The sequence below is a fragment of the Nocardioides speluncae genome (assembly GCF_003121585.1).
GTDB classification, from domain to species: Bacteria; Actinomycetota; Actinomycetes; order Propionibacteriales; family Nocardioidaceae; genus Nocardioides; species Nocardioides speluncae.
The window spans coordinates 1-20,087 of record NZ_QEOO01000003.1 but is presented as its reverse complement, the minus strand read 5'-3'; the positions used below and the strand labels follow the sequence as shown (position 1 = coordinate 20,087).

Below are 20,087 nucleotides of genomic sequence, written 5' to 3'. Positions count from 1 at the left end.
ACCTACCCCACGTGAGGAAGCCATGATCTACCCGCTTATCGGAATGCCGCAGGGCGCTGAGTGGCTCGTGCTGCTGTTCATCGTGGTCCTGATCTTCGGCGCCAAGAAGCTCCCCGAGCTGGCCCGAGGCAGCGGGCGTGCGCTGCGGATCTTCAAGACCGAGACCAAGGGTCTGATCGACGACGACGATGACGACATGAAGACCCCGGAGCAGCGCGAGATCGAGTCCCGCCAGAGCCGCACCGAGGCCGAGGCCGACCCGATCACTCGCGAGCACCGCGACGGCACCACTAGCTGACCACAGCTCACACACGGGTCGTGTCCATCGTCGGGGTCGTTGACCTCTTTCGCGGCCGGCCGCACCATCCCGTCGGCGACGACGGGCGAATGGCGCTGTCGGACCACCTGCGGGAACTCCGCGCTCGGCTGCTGAAGGTCGCCGTCATCCTGGTCGTCGGGATCGTGGTCGCGCTGTTCTTCTTCGACCAGATCTTCGAGCTGATGATGCGGCCCTACGAGCAGGCGGCCGCGCGGCTTCCCGACAACATCGAGACCACGCCGACCGTCAGCGGCGCCGGCGGTCCGCTGATGCTGCACCTCAAGCTGTGCGGGCTGGCCGCGGTGGTGGTCACCAGCCCGCTGTGGCTCTACCAGATCTGGGCGTTCATCCTCCCCGGGCTGCACGCCAACGAGCGCAAGTGGACTCGCATCTTCGCCGCCATCGCGGGTCCGCTGTTCCTGCTCGGCGCCGCCGTCGGCTACCTCACGCTCCCCAAGGGCCTGGAGGTGCTGATCGGCTTCACCCCCGGCGGGCTCACCAACCTGGTCGACTTCTCCGAGTACCTCACCTTCCTGTCGCGGACGCTGCTGGTGTTCGGCATCGCGTTCGAGATCCCGGTCTTCGTGATCCTGCTGAACGCCGCGGGAGTCGTCTCAGGCCGGTCCCTCGGTCAGTACCGGCCCTGGATCACGATCGTCGTCTTCGTGTTCGCCGCGGTGGCCACCCCGTCCGCGGACCCGTTCACCATGCTCTTCCTGGCGATCCCGATGATGGCGCTGTTCTTCGTCTCCGAGGTGATCTGCCGGTTCGTGGACCGCCGTCGCGGCCGGCACGCGCTCGCCGACCTCGACGACGACGAGATGTCGGAGCTATGAGCGGGGACGGGGGCCCGGCGATCGCGGATGCCGACCCGTTCGACCTCCCGTCCTGGGTCGGGGAGTCGGACGTCACCTGGTACGCCGACTCCGGCGAGCGGTTCGGTCACCACATCCACGGCCGGCTGACCAGCCCGACGGCCGCCGAGGAGCTCGACTGCGACCTGCTTGCCATCGACCAGGCCTACCCACGCCAGGTCGCGGGCAGCGGCTGGCGGCGGCAGGCCCACCAGGCATGGCACAACGGCGAGGTGCTGCTGATCGAGTACGACGGCCGGCTCACACTCGCCTGCCCCGGCCACGAGTTCAGCGCTGATCTGGTGTTGACCGCGCTCGGCCGGCTCGCCAAGGCAGTCGGCGGCAAGCCCGAGCGGTTCACCGCCGCGATTCGGCTCGGAGCGTTCGGCCGTCCTTGATCCGGATCGGCGCACTCGTCCCTCTGACACAGCCCGGCTGGGTCACGGCCGGCAGGCATCTGCTCGCCGGCCTCGAGCTCGGCGTACGCGAGGTCAATGACACCGGCGGGATCGACGGCCGACCGCTCGAGCTGGTGGTCCGCGACACCGCGGCCGACCCGGCCAGGGCCGCTGCGGCCGTCGGCGACCTGGCTCGCCTTGGCGTAGCGGCGTTGGCGGGGGAGTACCACAGCGTGGTCGCTCGCGCCGCTGCTGCGCGGGCCGCTGCTCTCGGCCTGCCGTTCCTCTGCTCGTCGGCGGTGCTCGACGCACTCACCGAACAGCCGACGGACGTGGTCGCCCGCCTCGCCCCGGCGCAGTCGCACGGCTGGCGGGTGTACGCCGACTTCCTCCTGGGCGCCGGCCACCGTCGGATCGCCGTGGCGACCGAGCGGAGTGTCTACTGGGCGGCCGGCGCGGCCATCCTGCGCGACCGCCTGGCGCGACGCGGCGGAGGTGTCGTCGCGCTCGACGCCCGCACGCTCACCACCACGGCTGGGTGCGACGAGCTCGCCGAGAGCGGCGCGACCGCGGTCCTGCTGCTCGCCGGCCACCCCGAGCCTACGGTCTCGATCGTCCGGGCCGTACGCCGCGACCGGCGGCTCGCCGACGTTCTGATCGGTGGCCCGGCCGGGCAGCCGGAGTTCGCCGAGTGGGTAGGGCTGCTGGGCGGCGACGGCGCCGCGATCCCGTTCCTGCGCTACCAGTCCGAGGACCAAAGCCCGCTCTGGACGCGAGTCGAAGCAGCCCTCCGCGACCGGCTGTCCGAAGCACCGTCGTTCGTCGCCTTCGAGGGCTACGACACGGCGCTCGTCCTCGCCCAGGCGCTGTGCTCGCCCGGCGCCGGGTTCTGGTCGCGGGTCGCCGTCGAGGGCACCCGCGGGCCGATCCGGTTCTCCCGCGCGCCCGGGATCGGCGTCTGGCAGTGGGCGTGGTCACCGGTCCAGGTGGTCGACCGAGATCCGGAGACTCCGGATCGCTTTCGGGTCCTGCACACCGGCTGAGCCTGGGCCGCCGGATAGGCTCATCCGGTGGCCAGCACCGCGCGCAGGATCGCCCTTCTGACCAACCCCACCGCCGGCAAGGGCCGTGGGGCGCGCGCACGCGACATCGCACTGCCGCGGCTACGCGAGGCGGGCTTCGACGTCCGCACCATCGAGGGTCGCGATGCCGACGAGGCACACCAGCTCGCCAAGCAGGCGGTCGCCGGCGGAATCGAGGCGCTCGTGGTCTGCGGCGGTGACGGCGCCGCACACCTCGGCGCCCAGGCGGTCGCTGGCACCGACACCGCACTCGGCCTGATCCCGGCCGGGACCGGCAACGACGTGGCCCGCTACTTCGACATTCCCCGGCGCGACCCGGCCGCGGCAGCCGACGTGGTGATCGCCTCCCGCACCCGCACCGTCGACCTGGCGCGTGCGGGCGCGACGTACTTCATCACGGTGCTGGCCGCGGGCTTCGACGCGGTCGTCAACGAGCGGGCCAACGAGATGACCTGGCCGAAGGGGCAGATGCGCTACAACCTGGCCACGCTGGCCGAGCTGCGCACCTTCGAGCCGCTCGCCTACACCCTGGAGCTGGACGGCGTCACCCATCGGCTGGACGCGATGCTGGTCGCGGTCGGCAACGGCCCGTCCTTCGGGGGCGGCCTGCGGATCACCGAGGGCGCCGTACTCGACGACGGCCTGATCGACGTGGTGATCATCAAGCCGATGTCCAAGCTCGACCTGATCCGCACCTACCCCAAGCTCTTCAAGGGCACCCACACCAGCCATCCGCAGTACGAGCACCACCGGGTCCGCCGGGTGACCGTGGCCGCCAGCGGGATCGTGGCGTACGCCGACGGCGAGCGGCTCGGCGCGCTGCCGCTGACCGTCGAGTGCGCGCCGGGCGCGCTGAAGGTGATCGCATGAGTGGGGACACCAGGTCGCCCGCCGAGCGGTACGCCGACGCGGCCCGCAGCCGCCAGCACCCGGTCTTCAAGGAGTTCGCCGGCCACTACGACTTCGAGCTCGACGACTACCAGGAGCGGGCCTGCCGGGAGCTCGAGGACGGCCGCGGCGTACTCGTGGCCGCGCCGACCGGCTCCGGCAAGACCATCGTCGGCGAGTTCGCCGTACACCTGGCGCTCGAGACCGGCCGCAAGTGCTTCTACACCACCCCGATCAAGGCGCTGTCGAACCAGAAGTACAACGATCTCGTCCGCCGCTACGGGCCCGACAAGGTCGGCCTGCTGACCGGCGACAACTCGGTCAACAGCGAGGCCTCGATCGTGGTGATGACCACCGAGGTGCTCCGCAACATGCTGTACGCCGGCTCCCGGACGCTGACCGGGCTCGGCTTCGTGGTCATGGACGAGGTCCACTATCTCGCCGACCGCTCGCGCGGCGCGGTCTGGGAAGAGGTGATCATCCACCTCCCGGACTCGGTCGCCCTGGTCTCGCTGAGCGCCACCGTGTCCAACGCCGAGGAGTTCGGCGAGTGGCTGGAGACGGTACGCGGTGAGACCACCACGATCGTGGAGGAGAAGCGGCCGGTACCCCTGTTCCAGCACGTCATGGTCGGCCGCAACCTGCACGACCTGTTCTCGACCTCCGAGGTCGACGCGGCCGCCGGTTTCGTCCGCGAGGGCGCGGCGGTCAACCCCGAGCTGATGAAGATCGCCCGCGACGACTGGGCCAGCTCGCGGATGCGCGACCGGCGCTCGCCGCGCGACCGCAACCGGAAGGGCACCAGCAAGCACCGTCAGGTCGGCAACGGCCGCCGGGTCTGGATCCCGACCCGCCCCGACGTGATCGACCGGCTCGACCGCGAGGGCCTGCTGCCGGCGATCGTGTTCATCTTCAGCCGGGTCGGCTGCGACGCCGCGGTCACCCAGTGCCTGAACGCCAACCTCCGGCTCACCACCCCCGACGAGCGCGACGAGATCTTCGCCTTCGTCGAGGAGCGGTGCCGGCACCTGCCCGAGGACGACCTGCACGTCCTCGGCTACCACGAGTTCCTCGACGGCCTCACCCGCGGCGTCGCCGCGCACCACGCCGGGATGCTGCCGACGTTCAAGGAGTGCGTGGAGGAGCTGTACCTGCGCGGGCTGTGCAAGGTGGTCTTCGCGACCGAGACGCTCGCGCTCGGCATCAACATGCCGGCCCGCACCGTCGTGATCGAGAAGCTCAGCAAGTGGAACGGCGAGACTCACGCCGACATCACGCCGGGGGAGTACACCCAGCTCACCGGCCGAGCCGGTCGCCGCGGGCTCGATGTCGAGGGCCACGGCGTCGTGATGTGGCAGCCCGGCTTCAACCCGCGTGAGGTCGCCGGCCTCGCCTCCACCCGCACCTACCCGCTCCGCTCGTCGTTCCGGCCGTCGTACAACATGGCCGTCAACCTGGTGCACCAGTTCGGCCGGGAGCGCGCCCGCGAGCTGCTGGAGTCGTCGTTCGCGCAGTTCCAGGCCGACAAGGCCGTGGTCGGGCTGGCCCGCCAGCTGCGCAAGGCCGAGGACGCGCTGGCCGGGTACGCAGAGGCCGCGACCTGCCACCTCGGCGACTTCATGGAGTACGCCGCGCTCCGCCGCAAGATCTCCGATGCCGAGAAGGGCTCTGCCAAGGCGCGCCGGCTCGATCGCCGGGTTGAGGTGATGGAGTCGCTGGCCAGGCTCAAGACGGGCGACGTGATCGACGTACCCGGCGGCAAGTTCAGTGGTTTGGCAGTCGTCGTCGACCCCGGGCCACGCAGCGACGAGCCCCGGCCCTACGTGCTGACCGCCGACCGACAGGCCCGGCGGCTGGCGATCATTGACTTCCCGACGCCGGTCACCGCGCTTACCCGGATGCGGGTGCCGAAGACCTTCAACGGCCGCAACCCGCAGATGCGCCGCGACCTGGCCTCCGCGCTGCGCGACAAGACCCACGGGCTGATGGTGCCGCCGCAGAAGGGCCGTTCCGGCCGTGACGCGACCGCGCCGACCGGCCCCGAGAAGGAGATCGCCCGGCTCCGGTCCGCGCTGAAGGCGCACCCGTGCCATGGCTGCCCCGACCGTGAGGACCACGCGCGCTGGGGCGAGCGGTGGTTCAAGCTGAACCGCGATACGCAGACCCTGCAGCGCCGGATCGAGTCGCGCACCAACACCATCGCCCGCCAGTTCGACCGGGTCTGCGACGTACTCACCGCACTCGACTACCTCGACGGCGACACTGTCACCGACCGTGGCCGGCATCTGATGCGGATCTACACCGACATGGACCTGGTCGCCGCCGAGTCGCTTCGGCACGGGCTGTGGGACGGGCTGACTCCGAGTGAGCTGGCCGCGGTGTTGTCGGTGCTGGTCTTCGAGGCCCGCCGGCCCGACGACGCCTCGTCGCCGCGGTTGCCCGGCACCCGGGTGCGCGACGTGGCGGGGGAGATGGTGCGGCTCTGGGGCCAGCTCGACACGCTGGAGCGGGACCATCACCTCGACTTCCTCCGCGAGCCCGACCTCGGCTTCGCGTGGGCGGCGTACCGCTGGGCGGAGGGCGACGCGCTCGACGACGTACTCGGGGCAACCGACCTGGCCGCCGGTGACTTCGTGCGCTGGATGAAGCAGCTGCTCGACCTCGCCGACCAGGTCGCCGACGCCGCCGGCGACGACCGCACGCTGCGTGCGACCGCCCGAGACACGTCGCACCGGCTGCGCCGTGGCGTGGTCGCCTACTCCTCGCTGAACGAGTGAGCCCGATGGTCACGACCCTTGAGCTGGCGCGCGCACTCGACCAGGGCTCCTCGTTCTACCGCGTGCACGACATCGACCTGATCCGGTACGACGACGGCTCGACCGACGTCGTCGTCCACCTGGAGCTCCCTGCCGGCCGCCGGGCCGGGCACTGGCGGGTCACGCTGCCTCATGCCGCCGGCGAGGCCTACATCCGCGACCCGATCGACCTCGACGAGACCGTCTCTATGCTCACGGTCGCTCTGGACGAGTGGGAGGCCGGCGCCGCCAAGCTGCACGCCGAGCGGCTCACCTAGGACGCAACGGCACGATCTCGGGCTGGGTAAACCGGTCATCAGCGAACGCGCAGGGCTCCAACGGACCACCGCGGTAGACCACCGGCAGGATGCACGCCTCGACTCGCGGGTCGAGCTGCTCGACGGTCGGCCCGATGATCTCGTCATCGCGGTCGATGTCGACCGGGCCGGCAACCGTCGGCGTGCTCGAGCCGACCGCGAGCAGCAGCCCGGTGGCCACGAACGTGGCGGCGATCCTCATGGGTTCGATGCTACGCGCCGGCGAGAAGCACCACCTTTCCAACGGTACGGCGAGTCTCGAGGTCACGGTGGGCGCGGGCGGCGTCGGCGAGCGGGTACGTCGTGGTAAGCGGACGCCACTCGCCGCGACCGCCGCGTGCCACCGCCTCCTCGGCAACACCGCGGATCCCGCCAGGCCGGGCGAACATCTTCGGCCCGAGGCTCCAGGAGACGGTCAGCCCGCCCTCGACGATGTCCGCCGTGGTGAGCTCGGTGGGCGCGCCGGCGGAGTAGCCGAACATCACCATCCGACCGCCCGGCGCCAGCTGCTTCATCGCGGCCCGGCCGATGTCACCGCCCACACCGTCAAGCAGAACGGTTGCCTTGCGCCCGACCTGTTCGGCCCAGCCGGGCTGGCTGTAGTCGACCACCTGATCGGCACCGAGCTCTTGGAGCCGGGCGAGCTTCTCTTCACCGCGCGCCGCCGCGATGACCGTCGCACCGGCGTTCTTGGCGGCCTGGACTGCCAGCCAGCCGATCCCGCCCGCAGCGGCCGGGATCAGCACCACGTCGGTGGCCGTGATCGCCGCCTCCTCGAGGATCGCCGCCGCGGTGCGGCCGGTGCCGACCAGTGCGACCGCCTCGTCCTCGGCAACGCCATCAGGGATCGGGATCAGGTTGCCGACCGCGGTGACCGCCTGCTCGGCGTACCCACCGGGGACCAGGCCGAGGTGGGCGACCATCCGCCGTCCGAGCAGCGCCGGGTCGACGCCGTCGCCGAGCTCGTCCACGACGCCCGCCACCTCGCGGCCCGGGATCGTCGGCAGCTCGGGCTGCGCCGGCATCGGGCCACCGGTCTCACCTCGGCGCAGCGAGGTGTCGATGAGGTGTACGCCGCTGGCAGACACCGCGATCCGCACCTCGCCCGCCGCGGGGTGGAGGTCCGGGAGCTCGTCGAGGACGAGGTTCTCCGGCGGGCCGAACTCATGCAGTCTGATCGCTCTCATGCCGACCAGCCTGCAAGCTCAAGTTCCCTTGAGGTCAAGCCCGATGTCGGCTGCTGACACGATCTGCAGGCCGGGATTCGCGGCCCGGGCGAAGGCGACCACATCGCCGACACTGTGGGTCATCGCCTTGGTCATCACACAGGTCGTCCGCGCATCCGCAGCCGAGATGCCGAGGATCGCGGCCAGCCCTCCGGCGTGCCTGGTGTCCGGACTGCCCACGACCACGTCCGGGCTGGCTGCGACGAACTGTACGACGCAGATGCCGCGCCGAGCCGCTCGCGGCCACGGGCCGCGGCTCACCACGACGGCAGCGCAGTCGTCCCATCTCAGCGTGGAGGAGGCGGCGATGATGCGGATCTCCCGCGCGTCCATGGCCAGAATCCGGTGGTGCCTCCTGGCCCAGCGGACGCCGCGGATCAGGTGCCGTAGCGAGACGACGACGAAGACCACCCCGACGACGGCCAGGACGGGACCGAGCACGAGGTCGACCAGGCCACGGCCGTCTCGGCTGACTGCCCAGACCCCGATCCAGCAGCAAAGCAGCGCTAGGCCGACGTTCCACGCTGTGCCGACCAGCCTCAACCAGATCCTCGGGGTCGGACGGTAGGAGACGTCAAGCGCCCCGGCATTGGTCATCCCTGGAGTGCCTCGACCAGCCGGACCGCGGAGCTGCCGAGGTCCCAGCGCTTGTCGAGTTCGAGGAGCCCTTCAGGGTCCTTGGGGGTGCGGGGGAGGGTCAGGTCGGGCTTGCCGAGGTCGAGGTCGCGGACCACTCCCACGACCTTCGGGGCGACCGCGAGGTAGCCGGAGGCCGCCTTGATCTTGCCGCGCGGGCCGGGGCCCATCTCGGAGTCGGGGTCCTCGGCCGCGGCGACGATCCCGGGGATGTCGCCGAACCGGTGCAGGAGGGTAGCGGCGGTCTTCTCGCCGACCCCCTTCACGCCCGGCAGCCCGTCGGAGGTGTCGCCGCGCATGGCCGAGAAGTCGACGTACTGGCTGGCGTCGACGTCGTACTTCTCCCGGATGACCGCGTTGGTGACCCGCTCGTGCCGCCCGACCCCGCGGGCGATGTAGAGGACCCGCACCTCGGCGTCGTCGTCGACCAGCTGGAACAGGTCGCGGTCGCCGGTCACCACGTCGGTGGGCATCCCGGCGTCGGTGGCCAGCGTGCCGAGCACGTCGTCCGCCTCGTGCTCGTCGGCGCCGACGATCGCCAGCCCGAATGCCTGCAGCACGTCGACGATGATCGGGATCTGCGTCTCCAGCGGATCCGGCACCACCTCGCGGTCCGGCGTCGGCCCGGGCACGACGTACTCGACGCGATGGGACTTGTACGACGGGATCAGGTCGACCCGCCACTGCGGCCGCCAGTCGTTGTCCCAGCAGCACGCGAGGTGGGTCGGCCGGTACTCGCCGACCAGGCGTGCGATGAAATCCATCAGTCCGCGCACCGCATTGACCTGCGTGCCGTCGGGTGCGCGCATCGTGTCCGGAACGCCAAAGAACGCGCGGAAGTAGAGACTCGCTGTGTCGAGCAGCATCAGACGCGAAGATTGCGGGTTGGTCACGTCCCGCATCCTTGCATGACGCGGCGCTACTCTGTCCCGCGTGGAAGAGACTGACCGCAAGATCCTCACGCTGCTGGCTGCCGACGGCCGGATGTCCTACACCGACCTCGGGAAGTCCACTGGTCTCTCGACATCGGCCGTTCACCAGCGCGTCAAGCGCCTGGAGTCCCGCGGCCTGATCAAGGGGTACGGCGCGACTATCGACCATGAACAGATCGGTCGTCCGCTCACCGCCTTCATCTCGATCCGCCCGATCGACCCGTCCGAGCCCGACGACTCGCCCCAGCGGCTCCGCGAGATCGTCGAGATCGAGTCCTGCTGGTCGGTCGCCGGCGAGGAGTCCTACATCCTGAAGATCCGAGTCGCCACCCCCAGCGACCTCGAAGACCTCCTCGCCCGCATCCGCGCCGCCGCCAACGTCTCCACCCGCACCACCATCGTCCTCTCCACCCCGTACGAGAACCGGCCGGTGACGTAGGGGAGGGGTGGAGGAATCCCCGGCCAGCCGGGGATACCTGACGTTGTCGGCCGTTGCAACGCCCCACAACGTCAGGAAGTGCCCATCAACCCTGGGTTAGGTGCCCGGGCGAACGCGCCCGTCCAGGCCGAGGAACGCTCGGATTCGTGCTGCGGTGATTGCGGGCCGCGCAAGGTCCGCCCAGGTCAGACGAAGGCATCGCCAGCCGGTGACCTCACAGATGCGCACCTCGCGCTGTCGTTCCCGGAGTACGACATCACCCGGTGTTTCACCCTCGCGGACGAACTTTGTGTACTTGGCCTTGCCGTCGAACTCGATGAAGGCCCCGAGATCAGGCCACGCGAAGTCAACCCTCCCGACAAACTCGCCTAGCTCGTCGAAGACGTCGTACTGAGGTTTGGGGCGCGGTATCCCGCCACGGAAGAAGAGATACGCAGACCGCGACTCACCCGGGGACTCGATGCGGTCGTCGCACAACCGGAGGACGAGGTCGGTTGCCAAAGTCGCAGGCCAGAACTGCATGAGCTGGTAGCGCTCAGCGAGCGCCTCCTGCGTCGTGAGCTTTCGATGCAACAGCGAGTTCACGACAACCAGGCTGTGCTCGACATCGGCGATGGTCGTCACCTCAAGGGCAGTCCGGGTGGCCGACATATGAGGAACGGCGCCCGAGACCTTGAGGTCCTCGGGCAGGACCACGCCACGATGCTGCCGAACCCCGGCCTCGCGACGCCCGCACTTGCCGTCGTGTCGGGTCAGGTGCACCTCGTCGAGTGGGATGTCCCAGATATCCGCGCCGAGAGCGATCGCACTGCTGGCATGAGACAGGCAGACGGGTGTGTTCGCAGTACGCAGCACGGCTCTCGCTAGGAGCAGGTGCTGACCATGCGGATTTAGCTGGTCCCACGAGTCGCGGAAGGTGTAAGCACCGCGGCGCACGCGATGCCACACACCGCTTCGAACGAGACGAGCCATCTCGCGGTCGTGGTAGCCGAAGCTCTCGGCCTCTCGTCGAAGGAAGACTCCTTCGGACTCGCAGATGCCGCGTAGTAGAGAATCCATGCGAGCAAGGGTCATCGATTCAGCCCGATCGGGCCGGCGCCCGGCGTCTGCCTGTGGATAGATCGGGCACTGTCGATTCTGTGGACAGTTAGTGGGCCTCGGGCACGCGACCTGTTGGCCTCTTCCTGACGTTGTGGGCCGTTGCAACGACCCACAACGTCAGGGATCCCCGGTCGACCGGGGATCCCACCACCTACGCCCCGGCGTACGCCGCCTCGATGGCGGCGATGTCGAAGGGCTGGTTGTTGGTGGTGAGGACGACGGCCATGGCGCGAGCGAAGGCTTCGTTGTCGCCGCGGCGGGTCATGTCGGCCAGGCTCTTGGGGGTGACTTGCCAGGAGAGGCCGTACCGGTCTTTCAGCCAGCCGCAGGGGCCGGGCTCGCCGCCGTCGACCAGGGCGTCCCAGACCTGGTTCAGATCGTCCTGGTCCTCACACTGCACCTCCAGCGACACCGCCTCGGTGAACTTGAACTCCGGGCCGCCGTTGATGCCTGTGAGCTCCTGCCCGCGGACTTCGAACTCGACGGTCATCACGCCGGACTCCCGCGGCATGCCGGGGCCGTAGTGGGTGACGTTGTGGATCTTGCCGCCGAGAGCGGAGACGTAGAACCGAGCGGCCTCCTCGGCCTCGGTGTCGAACCAGAGGTTGGGAACGATGCTGGACATGATGTCCTCCAAATGAAGTAGTGGGTCCGTCGAAGAGACAGACCCACCACACGTCCTCAACTCATCGGTTGAGAAAGAAACCATCAGAACGCCTGAAGCGCCGCCGTACGCCGCGACGCCTCGGCCATCTCCGCGGCCTTCAGCGCCGACTCGTCGAGCGAGCCGTGCTCGGTCCACCACTGCTGGCCGGCCTCGGGCAGCGTGTGGATCGGGTCGTAGTACTGGTAGGTCCGGCTCAGCGCGTCGGCGTCCGAGGCCTCGATGGAGGTGCGGTAGTTCTTCGTCCAGTGCGAGATCCCGCGCTCAACGTCGTACGACGCGAGCTGGTGCACCCAGCGCTTGCCGACGAACGGTACGTCGCACACGATGCGCGGCGTCGCGAAGCCCGGCAGGTAGCCCATGATGTGGTGCTGCAGCCGCTGCGCGTCGGCGACCGAGACCCGCCAGTGCTCCGAGTACGGGATCATGTCGCACATGTAGAAGTAGTAGGGCATGATCCGGGCGCCGTCGAGGAGCCGGAAGCACAGGTCCAGCAGCGCGTGCGGGTCGGCGTTCACGCCGTTGAGCAGCACGCCCTGGTTGCGTACGTCGCGGATCCCGGTGTCGAGCATGGCGCGAGTCGCCTTCGCCACCAGCGGCGTCACCGAGGCCGCGTGGTTGACGTGGGTGTGGATCGCGATCGAGACGCCGCGCTCGTTGGCCAGCGACGCGACTCGGCCCATGCCCTCGACGACGTCGTTCTGAAGCCAGTGCTGGGGGAGGCCCATCAGCGCCTTGGTCGCGAGCCGGATGTCGCGGATGTTCTCGACCTCCAGCAGCGACATCAGGAAGGCCTCGAGCCGCGCCCACGGCATGTTGGCGACGTCACCACCGGACACCACGACATCGCGCACCCCCGGCGTGCGCCGCAGGTAGTCGAGCATCGACTCGTGCCGGTCGGCCGGCTTGCCGGCGAACTTGAGCTTGTCGATCACCGGGGTCGAGTTGCCGACCAGGTCCATCCGGGTGCAGTGACCGCAATACTGCGGACAGGTCGGCAGCAGCTCGGCGAGCACCTTGGTGGGGTAGCGGTGGGTCAGCCCCTCGGCCACCCACATGTCGTGCTCGTGCAGCGAGTCCCGAGTGGCGTGCGGGTGCGACGGCCAGTCGGTACGCCGGTCGGAGAAGACCGGCAGCATGTAGTTGCGGATCGGGTCGGCGTAAAACGCCTCGGTCAGCGAGCCGGGACCAGCGGGCGCCACGTCCGGCACCATCGTGTTCATCATCTGCGGCGGCACCAGCATCGACATCGTGGCCCGCTCGGCCTGGTCGCGCTCGAGGTCGGCGTAGAACCGCTCGTCGACCAGATCGCCGAGCAGCTCGCGGAGCTGCCGGACGTTCTTGATGCAGTGAGCACGCTGCCACTGGACCGACTCCCAGTCGGCGGTCGTGACGTCCTTCCAGCCGGGGAACCGAGTCCAGTCGGGCTCGACCAGCTCGACGCGGCGGTAAGGGTACGGCTGACCGGTCTCCAGACCGATCGAGGTCTCGATGCTCATCGGCACTCCCACTGGTTCGTCGCGCCGGATGTACGGCGCGCATCGGGGACGCGTGTGTTGTGTGACGCGCCTTATATCTGACAGAGTATTAGGAGAATGTACGGCACGTCTAATACTCAGCCGTAAGATCTTCTGTACGACGATAAATTTCTGGGAGGACACGCGGTGGTCAACGCAGCGCAAGGAGACCCGACCGGTCTGCACCGGGTTCTCGACGAGCGCCCCGTGCTGCCTCAGGCGGCCGAGCGTCTGGACGCCCGGCGCGACCTGTGGCCCGACGAGGTGCGGGTCCGGGTCGAGAAGCTCAACCTCGATGCGGCGTCATTCCGCCAGCTGGAGCGCAAGCACTCCGGCGACGGGGATGCGATCCGCTCCGAGGTGCTGGCGATCGTAGCCAGCCGCGGCAAGATGCAGAACCCGGAAACCGGATCCGGAGGCATGCTCGTCGGGACCGTCGAGGAGGTCGGCCCGGAGTCAAATCTCGGCCTGAAGGTTGGCGACCGGATCGCCACCCTGGTCTCGCTCAGCCTGACGCCGCTGGTGATCGAGGACGGCCTCGCACGGTGGGACGGGCGCAGCGAGCAGGTGCCCGCCGACGGGTACGCCGTCCTGTTCGGTCGCTCGATCGCCGCCGTCATCCCCGACGACCTGCCGGCCGACCTGAGCCTCGCGGTCATGGACGTCTGCGGCGCGCCGGCGCTCACCCGCCGCATCGTCGAGCAGTACGACGCACCCGTGGTCGCCGTCATCGGCGGTGCCGGCAAGTCGGGCTCGCTCAGCCTGGCGGCCGCCAAGGCCGCCGGCGCGAGGACCACCATCGGCGTGGTGCCGCACGAGGCCGAGGCCGCGACCCTCAAGGGCGCGGACATTGCCGATCAGGTCGTGATCGCCGACGCCCGCGACCCGCTCGCGCTCCGCGACGCGGTGACCAGCGCCGGCGGCCCGGCCGACGTGACCGTGGTCTGTGTCGACGTCCCGGGCTGCGAGGGCGGCGCGGTGCTGAGCACCGCCGACCGCGGCACCGTCATCTTCTTCTCGATGGCGACCTCGTTCGCCGCCGCGGCGCTGGGCGCCGAGGGCCTCGCGGCCGACGTCACGATGCTGGTCGGCAATGGCTACGTCCCCGGCCACGCGGCGTACGCGATGGAGCTGCTGCGCAGCACCGACGGCGTTCGCAAGCTCTTCACCGACCGGCTGGCACACGAGGCGGCCCGCTGATGACACAGCCCGGCAAGCTTCAGCTCGACCCGGCCACCGTCCGTCAGGCGCGCAGCCTCGCCGAGAAGGTCGGCAAGCCCATCGTCGAGCTCGCGCAGCAGCACACCACCGTCGCCGTCGAGCGCGCCACCCTGCGACTGGCGGGCCTCGAAGGCGCGGATGCGGACGGCATTCCCTGGGTGAACCGGCTCCTCGACTGCGTGCGCGCCGACCTCGGCCTGGAGCACGGCGTCGCCCTTCCCGTCTGGGACGCGCTGGTCCGCGGCGAGGCCGACGACCTGCCCACGCTGGCCCAGAAGGCGAGTGCCGGCAGTGTCCGGTTCCGGCTTCCGGAGGGCAAGGAGGCCACCCGCGCCAAGGCCGCGTCCCGCAAGCAGGTGGCCGCCGGCGTACGCCGCATCGACGTCCGCCGCGCCGAGCGCGACAAGCTGATCAAGAAGCACGGCGACGCTCCCCGCAAGCCGTGGATCTACCTGATTGTCGCGACCGGCGACATCTACGAGGACATCCCGCAGGCCCAGCAGGCCGCGCGCGAGGGCGCCGACATCATCGCGGTGATCCGCTCCACCGGGCAGAGCCTGCTCGACTACGTGCCCGAGGGTGCGACCCGCGAGGGCTTCGCCGGCACCTACGCCACCCAGGAGAACTTCCGGCTGATGCGGGCCGCGCTGGACGAGTCCAGCAAGGAGCTCGGCCGCTACGTCCGGCTGACCAACTACGCCTCCGGGCTGTGCATGCCGGAGATCGCGGCCCTGGCCGGCATGGAGCGGCTGGACATGATGCTGAACGACTCGATGTACGGGATCCTCTTCCGCGACATCAACCCGATCCGCACCTTCGTCGACCAGCGCCTGTCCCGGCAGATCCACGCCCGCGCCGGCATCATCATCAACACCGGTGAGGACAACTACCTCACCACCGCCGACGCCGTCGAGGCCGCCCACACCGTCACCACCAGCCAGCTGCTCAACGAGTACTTCGCCAAGGAGGCGGGCCTCGAGGACTGGCAGCTCGGCCTGGGCCACGCCTTCGAGATCGACCCGGCGGTCCCGGACTCGTTCCGGCTCGAGCTCGCGCACGCGATGCTGGCCCGCGACCTGTTCCCGGACGCACCGCTGAAGTGGATGCCGCCGACCCGGCACATGACCGGCGACGTGTTCCGCGGCTACCTGCTCGACGGCTTCTTCAACCTGGTCGGCGCGCTGACCGGCCAGGGCATCCTGCTGGTCGGCATGATGACTGAGGCTGTGGTGACGCCGTGGCTGTCGGACCGCGACCTCGCGCTGCAGAACGTCCGCTACGTCATGGACTCCGCCGGCAAGCTGCACGAGGACTTCCGCCCGGAGCCGGACGGGTTCATCGCCAACCGGGCCCGCCAGGTGCTGGGGGAGTCGATCGACCTGCTCGACCGGATCGTCGACCACGAGAACGGCCTGCTGGACGCGATCGCCGACGGCACCTTCGGCCTGATGAAGCGGCCGGCCAACGCCGGCCGCGGCCTTGACGGCGTGGCCAAGAAGTCGGAGACCTACTACAACCCGGCCAGCGAGATCCTGGAGGTGGAGTCGTGAGCGAGGAGCAGAACCACATCATCCGGCCGTACGGCGACACCACCGGCGACGGGATGGTGCAGCTCAGCTTCACGCTGCCGATGCCGCACAGCAAGGTCGCCGAGGGCGCGGCAGCGCAGCTCGCGAACAAGATGGGCATGGACCCGGCGCTCGTCGTACACGCCAAGCCGATGGGGCCCGACTTCACGTTCTTCGTGGTCTACGGCCGGGTCAACCACCTGGTCGACACCAGCAAGGTCGAGGTCGTCGAGCGCGACTACCCGCTGCTGTCGCCGAAGGAGGCCAACCTCGCGATCCGTAAGGGCCTGCGCCGGCGGCTGACCGTGGTCGGCGCCTGCATCGGCACCGACGCGCACACCGTCGGCATCGACGCGATCATGAACATCAAGGGGTTCGCGGGGGAGAAGGGCCTTGAGTACTACCGCGAGCTGAAGGTGGTCAACCTCGGCGCCCAGGTCTCGGTGCCGCAGCTGGTTGAGAGGGCCCGCCAGGAGAAGGCGGACGCCGTCCTGGTGTCGCAGGTCGTCACCCAGCGGGACGCCCACATCCTCAACACCCGCGAGATGTCGGCGGCGTTCCGCGAGTCCTACCCGGCTGCCAAGAGGCCACTGCTGATTGTCGGCGGACCGCGCTTCGACGAGACCATGTCCGAGGAGCTCGGCGTCGACCGTGTCTTCTCCCGGGGGACCACGCCGGGCGAGGTCGCCAGCTTCCTTGTCCACCGACTCGTCGAGAAGAGGGCCTCATGACCAACGCCGTACCCGGCTTGAAGATCACCCACCGCCGCTACGTTCCGTACTCGCACGCGCACTACGCCGGCAACCTGGTCGACGGCGCCTACTCGCTCGGCCTGTTCGGCGACGTGGCCACCGAGATGTCGATCGTCACCGACGGCGACGAGGGCCTCTTCGCGTCGTACTCCGACGTGCAGTTCAAGGCCCCGGTCCGCGCCGGAGACGTCCTGGAGATCACCGCCGAGCTGGTCAAGGTCGGCACGCGGTCGCGGGTCATCGACTTCGTCGTGTACGTCGTGGCGCGCGGTGCCGCGACCTCCGCGGCACCGGGTGCGGCCAGCTTCCTGGCCGAGCCGATCGTGGCGACGACGGCCACCGGGACGGTCGTCGTTCCGCCTTCCCGATAGGAAATGCACACCGAGTCGGCGTGTCAGCGGCGACACGCCGGGAAACTTTGAAATTTTCCCGCACCTTTTGATTGGAAAGGCCCCCTTTCTGACCTGCGGTTTTAGGCGTTTTCGCAGGTCAGAGCGGAGTTGACAGTGGCACTCCCCAATTGCAACGGTGCAGGGGTTCGCCCGTGCAGATCGTGGCAGCGGACCGCCCTCCAGGTGGCCGTGTCGTCGGGTCGGGTACCACGGCCCGCTCGACACGGTTCCCGGAGGCCGGTCTCGCGCGCGAGGGTGAATGCGGAAGGGGCCCCAGCGCCGTAGACAACTTCCCGCCGTCGGCAGCCAGCCGGCTTCGGGTTGGTCCGAAGCGTGCGGGCCTCTTCCGAGCCTGCAGGGGACACCTAAGGCCGTGCACCCCAACGCACTGCAGTCGGGACGGGCGCAGTGCGTTGGAGGGCACGGCCGCGTTGCTTTGTAGGCTGGGCGTGTGGCCGTCCGGACGTGTGTAGCGCTGGTGGCCGGGGCCGCGCTGGCCCTCGCCTTCGAGCCGCTCCGCCTGGTGCTCCTGATGCCGATAGCGGTCGCGGCGTTCGTGCTCGTCCAGCGCGACATCCCGGTCCGCCGTGCATGGCTGCCCGGCCTCGCGTTCGGGGTCGGGTTCATGTTCACGCTGATCTCCTGGATGCGCGCCGTCGGCCCGGATGCGTGGATCGCTCTGGCGGCCGCCCAGACCGTCTGGTTCGTGGCGCTCGGCCCAGCGCTGACCGTGGTCCAGCGACTGAAGGGCTGGCCGTTCTGGTGCGCCTGCCTGTGGGTCGCGGTCGAGGTGCTGCGCGGGTCGTGGCCGTTCGGCGGGTTCCCCTGGGGCCGGCTCAGCTTCGCCGTCGTCGACACCCCGTGGGCGGCCGGGCTGCCGTGGCTGGGCGTCAACGGCGTCAGCCTGCTGATCGCGCTCCTCGGCACGGCCGGGGCCTGGGCGGTCCTGCACGCCCGCACCGGGAGGCTGGCCGGTGTCGGCCTGGTCGCCGGCGCCGCACTGCTCTCGATCGCCCCCGCCGCCGCGCCGTACCAGCCACCCGACGACGGCCGACGGCTCACCGTGGCCGCGGTCCAGGGCAACGTCCCGGGCTCCGGAGACGACATCTTGTCGGTGCACCGCGAGGTCACCGCCAACCATGTGTCGGCGACCGTCGACCTCGCCGAGCGGGTCGCCCGCGGTGAGGAGAAGAAGCCCGACTTCGTGCTCTGGCCGGAGAACTCGACCGCGGTCGACCCGTTCGGCGACCCCGGCGTGAACCAGGGGATCCTCGACGCGTCCGCCGCCATCGATGTGCCGATCGTGGTCGGCGGCATCGTGGACGCGCCCGACCCCGACCAGGTCATGAACCAGGGCATCGTCTGGAATCCCGGTACCGGGGGAGGGGACCGCTACACCAAGCGGCACCCGGTGCCGTTCGGCGAGTACATCCCGTGGCGCGACCGGGTCTTCAAGGAGAACTTCGGCAAGCTGGCGCTGATCCCGCGCGACATGGCCAGCGGCACCCGCACCGAGCCGCTCCTGATCGCCGGCGCGAAGGTCGCCGACGCGATCTGCTTCGACGTGGCGTACGACGACGGGATCGCCGACCAGATGCGGGAGGGTGCCGAGCTCCTCGTCGTCCAGACCAGCAACGCCATGTTCATCCACACCGACCAGATCGAGCAGCAGTTCGCGATCAGCCGACTGCGGGCCATCGAGACCGGAAAGTACGTCGTCGTCGCCGCCACCAACGGCGTGTCCGGCATCATCGCGCCCGACGGAGAGGTCCTGGCCCGCGCCGACATCCGGACCCAGCGGGTGCTGGTCGATGACGTCGTCCTGAACGATCACTTAACGCTCGGCGTCAGGATCGGACCGTGGAGCGGGTACGCCGCAGTAGCCGTCTCCGTGGGTGCAATCCTGTGTGCGATCGTCCCGTATCGTCGTAGAAAGCAGTCCTCACCGGAGCCCATCGAGGAGCCTCCCGTGGAGAAGGACGCGCCCCTACCGGTCTGACACAGAAAGTCCCCGCCATGAGCATCGAGGGTCTCGGTCGCGTCGTGATGGTGGTCCCCACCTTCAACGAGGCGCTGAACATCGAGTGGATCGTCGGTCGGCTGCGCGCCGCCCAGCCCGGCGTCGACGTGATGATCGTCGACGACAACTCACCCGACGGCACCGGCGCCCTTGCCGACCAGCTGGCCGCGGCCGATCCGCAGGTGCGGGTCGTGCACCGGACCGAGAAGGCAGGCCTGGGTGCGGCGTACCTCCATGGCTTCCGGGAGGCGCTCGACGCCGGCTACGACGTGATCGGCGAGATGGACGCCGACGGATCGCACCAGCCCGAGCAGCTCCAGCGGCTGCTCACGGCGCTGCCCGGTGCCGACCTGGTGATCGGCTCCCGCTGGGTTCCGGGCGGCTCGGTGGTGAACTGGCCCAAGTCGCGGGAGGCGCTCTCGCGCGGCGGCAATCTGTACGTCCGGCTGCTGCTGGGCGTGAAGGTCCGTGACGCGACCGCGGGGTACAGGCTGTTCCGGCGGACCACGCTGGAGAAGATCGACCTGAACTCGGTGCAGTCGGCCGGCTATGTCTTCCAGACCGACCTGGCCTGGCGCACGCTTCAGGCCGAGCTGAAGGTCACCGAGGTGCCGATCGAGTTCATCGAGCGGGAGCGGGGCGACTCGAAGATGAGCGGCTCGGTGGCAAGCGAGTCGCTGAAGAAGATCACCCGCTGGGGTCTGCGCGAGCGCCGCAAGCAGATCCGCCGCGCGTTCAGCAGGCGGCGCGCCTAGCCGCTAGATGAGAAATTCCAAGGGCTCAGTGGTCGTAGGCGGTCAGTGAGCGTCGGGTGGTGAGTCCGAGTCGGTCGTTGTGCCAGATTGCGGCGGTCAGGGCGAGTACTCGTTGAGCGATGCGGGTGCAGACGCCGTCGATGGTCTTGCCGCGATGGCGTTCGATGCCGAGCTGGGTCTTCAGGGTCGCGTTGACCGACTCGATGATCTG

21 protein-coding genes and 1 pseudogene are annotated in these 20,087 nt (G+C 69.5%); 14 read left to right on the top strand and 8 right to left on the bottom strand.

What is annotated here, in order from left to right; all coding sequences use genetic code 11:
* Nucleotides 1–22: 22 nt before the first annotated feature.
* The 7 genes from tatA to DDV73_RS01855 are packed head-to-tail and all read left to right on the top strand — an operon-like array spanning nucleotide 23 to nucleotide 6,614.
* A complete protein-coding gene (gene tatA / locus DDV73_RS01885) occupies nucleotides 23–298 on the top strand; it encodes a twin-arginine translocase TatA/TatE family subunit (RefSeq protein WP_240617051.1) in 276 nt (91 codons plus the stop codon).
* 20 nt (nucleotides 299–318) lie between these two features.
* Nucleotides 319–1,155 carry a twin-arginine translocase subunit TatC gene (gene tatC / locus DDV73_RS01880; protein WP_109505562.1) on the top strand — a complete coding sequence of 279 codons (837 nt, stop codon included), beginning with the start codon at nucleotides 319–321 and terminating at the stop codon, nucleotides 1,153–1,155.
* Nucleotides 1,152–1,571 carry a hypothetical protein gene (locus DDV73_RS01875; RefSeq protein WP_109505561.1) on the top strand — a complete coding sequence of 140 codons (420 nt, stop codon included), beginning with the start codon at nucleotides 1,152–1,154 and terminating at the stop codon, nucleotides 1,569–1,571. The genes tatC and DDV73_RS01875 overlap by 4 nt, the downstream gene beginning before the upstream one ends.
* The gene (locus DDV73_RS01870; RefSeq protein ID WP_109505560.1) at nucleotides 1,568–2,614 is read left to right on the top strand and encodes an ABC transporter substrate-binding protein; all 1,047 of its coding nucleotides are present in this window, start codon (nucleotides 1,568–1,570) and stop codon (nucleotides 2,612–2,614) included. The genes DDV73_RS01875 and DDV73_RS01870 overlap by 4 nt, the downstream gene beginning before the upstream one ends.
* Nucleotides 2,615–2,641: 27 nt before the next feature.
* The gene (locus DDV73_RS01865) at nucleotides 2,642–3,523 is read left to right on the top strand and encodes a diacylglycerol kinase (RefSeq protein ID WP_109505559.1); all 882 of its coding nucleotides are present in this window, start codon (nucleotides 2,642–2,644) and stop codon (nucleotides 3,521–3,523) included.
* Entirely contained in the window at nucleotides 3,520–6,318 is a 2,799-nt protein-coding gene (locus tag DDV73_RS01860; protein ID WP_109505558.1) for a DEAD/DEAH box helicase, read from the top strand. Before DDV73_RS01865 ends, DDV73_RS01860 begins: the two co-directional genes overlap by 4 nt.
* 5 nt (nucleotides 6,319–6,323) lie before the next feature.
* The gene (locus DDV73_RS01855) at nucleotides 6,324–6,614 is read left to right on the top strand and encodes a hypothetical protein (RefSeq protein ID WP_109505557.1); all 291 of its coding nucleotides are present in this window, start codon (nucleotides 6,324–6,326) and stop codon (nucleotides 6,612–6,614) included.
* Here DDV73_RS01855 and DDV73_RS01850 read toward each other — a convergent pair.
* Genes DDV73_RS01850 through DDV73_RS01835 form a run of 4 tightly spaced genes read right to left on the bottom strand, consistent with a single transcriptional unit; the run spans nucleotide 6,607 to nucleotide 9,408 of the window.
* A complete protein-coding gene (locus DDV73_RS01850; RefSeq protein ID WP_109505556.1) occupies nucleotides 6,607–6,855 on the bottom strand; it encodes a hypothetical protein in 249 nt (82 codons plus the stop codon). The genes DDV73_RS01855 and DDV73_RS01850 overlap by 8 nt on opposite strands.
* Nucleotides 6,856–6,865: 10 nt before the next feature.
* The gene (locus DDV73_RS01845) at nucleotides 6,866–7,840 is read right to left on the bottom strand and encodes a zinc-binding dehydrogenase (RefSeq protein ID WP_109505555.1); all 975 of its coding nucleotides are present in this window, start codon (nucleotides 7,838–7,840) and stop codon (nucleotides 6,866–6,868) included.
* 18 nt (nucleotides 7,841–7,858) lie between these two features.
* A complete protein-coding gene (locus tag DDV73_RS01840; RefSeq protein ID WP_109505554.1) occupies nucleotides 7,859–8,476 on the bottom strand; it encodes a hypothetical protein in 618 nt (205 codons plus the stop codon).
* Nucleotides 8,473–9,408 carry a 5'-3' exonuclease gene (locus tag DDV73_RS01835; protein WP_338066370.1) on the bottom strand — a complete coding sequence of 312 codons (936 nt, stop codon included), beginning with the start codon at nucleotides 9,406–9,408 and terminating at the stop codon, nucleotides 8,473–8,475. Before DDV73_RS01835 ends, DDV73_RS01840 begins: the two co-directional genes overlap by 4 nt.
* A 40-nt stretch (nucleotides 9,409–9,448) precedes the next feature.
* On the opposite strand from DDV73_RS01835, the gene DDV73_RS01830 reads away from it, so the two are divergent.
* Nucleotides 9,449–9,886 carry an Lrp/AsnC family transcriptional regulator gene (locus tag DDV73_RS01830; protein ID WP_109505552.1) on the top strand — a complete coding sequence of 146 codons (438 nt, stop codon included), beginning with the start codon at nucleotides 9,449–9,451 and terminating at the stop codon, nucleotides 9,884–9,886.
* A gap of 96 nt (nucleotides 9,887–9,982) precedes the next feature.
* On the opposite strand, the gene DDV73_RS01825 is transcribed toward DDV73_RS01830, so the two are convergent.
* The 3 genes from DDV73_RS01825 to DDV73_RS01815 all read right to left on the bottom strand — a co-directional run bounded on the left by DDV73_RS01825 (nucleotide 9,983) and on the right by DDV73_RS01815 (nucleotide 13,150).
* Nucleotides 9,983–10,945 (bottom strand): type IV toxin-antitoxin system AbiEi family antitoxin domain-containing protein, encoded by a 963-nt coding sequence (locus DDV73_RS01825; RefSeq protein ID WP_161962261.1) that lies wholly within the window; start codon nucleotides 10,943–10,945, stop codon nucleotides 9,983–9,985.
* A 193-nt stretch (nucleotides 10,946–11,138) separates the two neighbouring features.
* Nucleotides 11,139–11,612, bottom strand: a complete 474-nt coding sequence (locus tag DDV73_RS01820; protein WP_109505617.1) for a VOC family protein — start codon at nucleotides 11,610–11,612, stop codon at nucleotides 11,139–11,141.
* Nucleotides 11,613–11,695: 83 nt separating this feature from the next.
* Nucleotides 11,696–13,150: a KamA family radical SAM protein gene (locus DDV73_RS01815; protein WP_109505550.1), complete on the bottom strand. Its 1,455-nt coding sequence runs from the start codon at nucleotides 13,148–13,150 to the stop codon at nucleotides 11,696–11,698.
* 165 nt (nucleotides 13,151–13,315) lie between these two features.
* On the opposite strand from DDV73_RS01815, the gene kdd reads away from it, so the two are divergent.
* From kdd to DDV73_RS01785, 6 genes are all read left to right on the top strand, one after another.
* On the top strand, nucleotides 13,316–14,368 hold the full coding sequence (gene kdd / locus DDV73_RS01810; protein ID WP_109505549.1) for an L-erythro-3,5-diaminohexanoate dehydrogenase: 1,053 nt from the start codon (nucleotides 13,316–13,318) through the stop codon (nucleotides 14,366–14,368).
* Nucleotides 14,368–15,939, top strand: coding sequence for a lysine 5,6-aminomutase subunit alpha (gene kamD, locus DDV73_RS01805; protein ID WP_109505548.1), 1,572 nt, complete (start codon nucleotides 14,368–14,370; stop codon nucleotides 15,937–15,939). Before kdd ends, kamD begins: the two co-directional genes overlap by 1 nt.
* A complete protein-coding gene (gene kamE, locus DDV73_RS01800) occupies nucleotides 15,936–16,688 on the top strand; it encodes a lysine 5,6-aminomutase subunit beta (protein WP_240617050.1) in 753 nt (250 codons plus the stop codon). Before kamD ends, kamE begins: the two co-directional genes overlap by 4 nt.
* Entirely contained in the window at nucleotides 16,685–17,080 is a 396-nt protein-coding gene (kal, locus tag DDV73_RS01795) for a 3-aminobutyryl-CoA ammonia lyase (protein ID WP_109505547.1), read from the top strand. The genes kamE and kal overlap by 4 nt, the downstream gene beginning before the upstream one ends.
* A gap of 472 nt (nucleotides 17,081–17,552) precedes the next feature.
* Entirely contained in the window at nucleotides 17,553–19,100 is a 1,548-nt protein-coding gene (gene lnt, locus DDV73_RS01790) for an apolipoprotein N-acyltransferase (protein ID WP_240617049.1), read from the top strand.
* Nucleotides 19,101–19,117: 17 nt separating this feature from the next.
* Nucleotides 19,118–19,876 carry a polyprenol monophosphomannose synthase gene (locus tag DDV73_RS01785; protein ID WP_109505546.1) on the top strand — a complete coding sequence of 253 codons (759 nt, stop codon included), beginning with the start codon at nucleotides 19,118–19,120 and terminating at the stop codon, nucleotides 19,874–19,876.
* A 25-nt stretch (nucleotides 19,877–19,901) separates the two neighbouring features.
* Here DDV73_RS01785 and DDV73_RS28165 read toward each other — a convergent pair.
* A pseudogene (locus DDV73_RS28165) lies at nucleotides 19,902–20,087 on the bottom strand (IS982 family transposase); the annotation flags it as partial.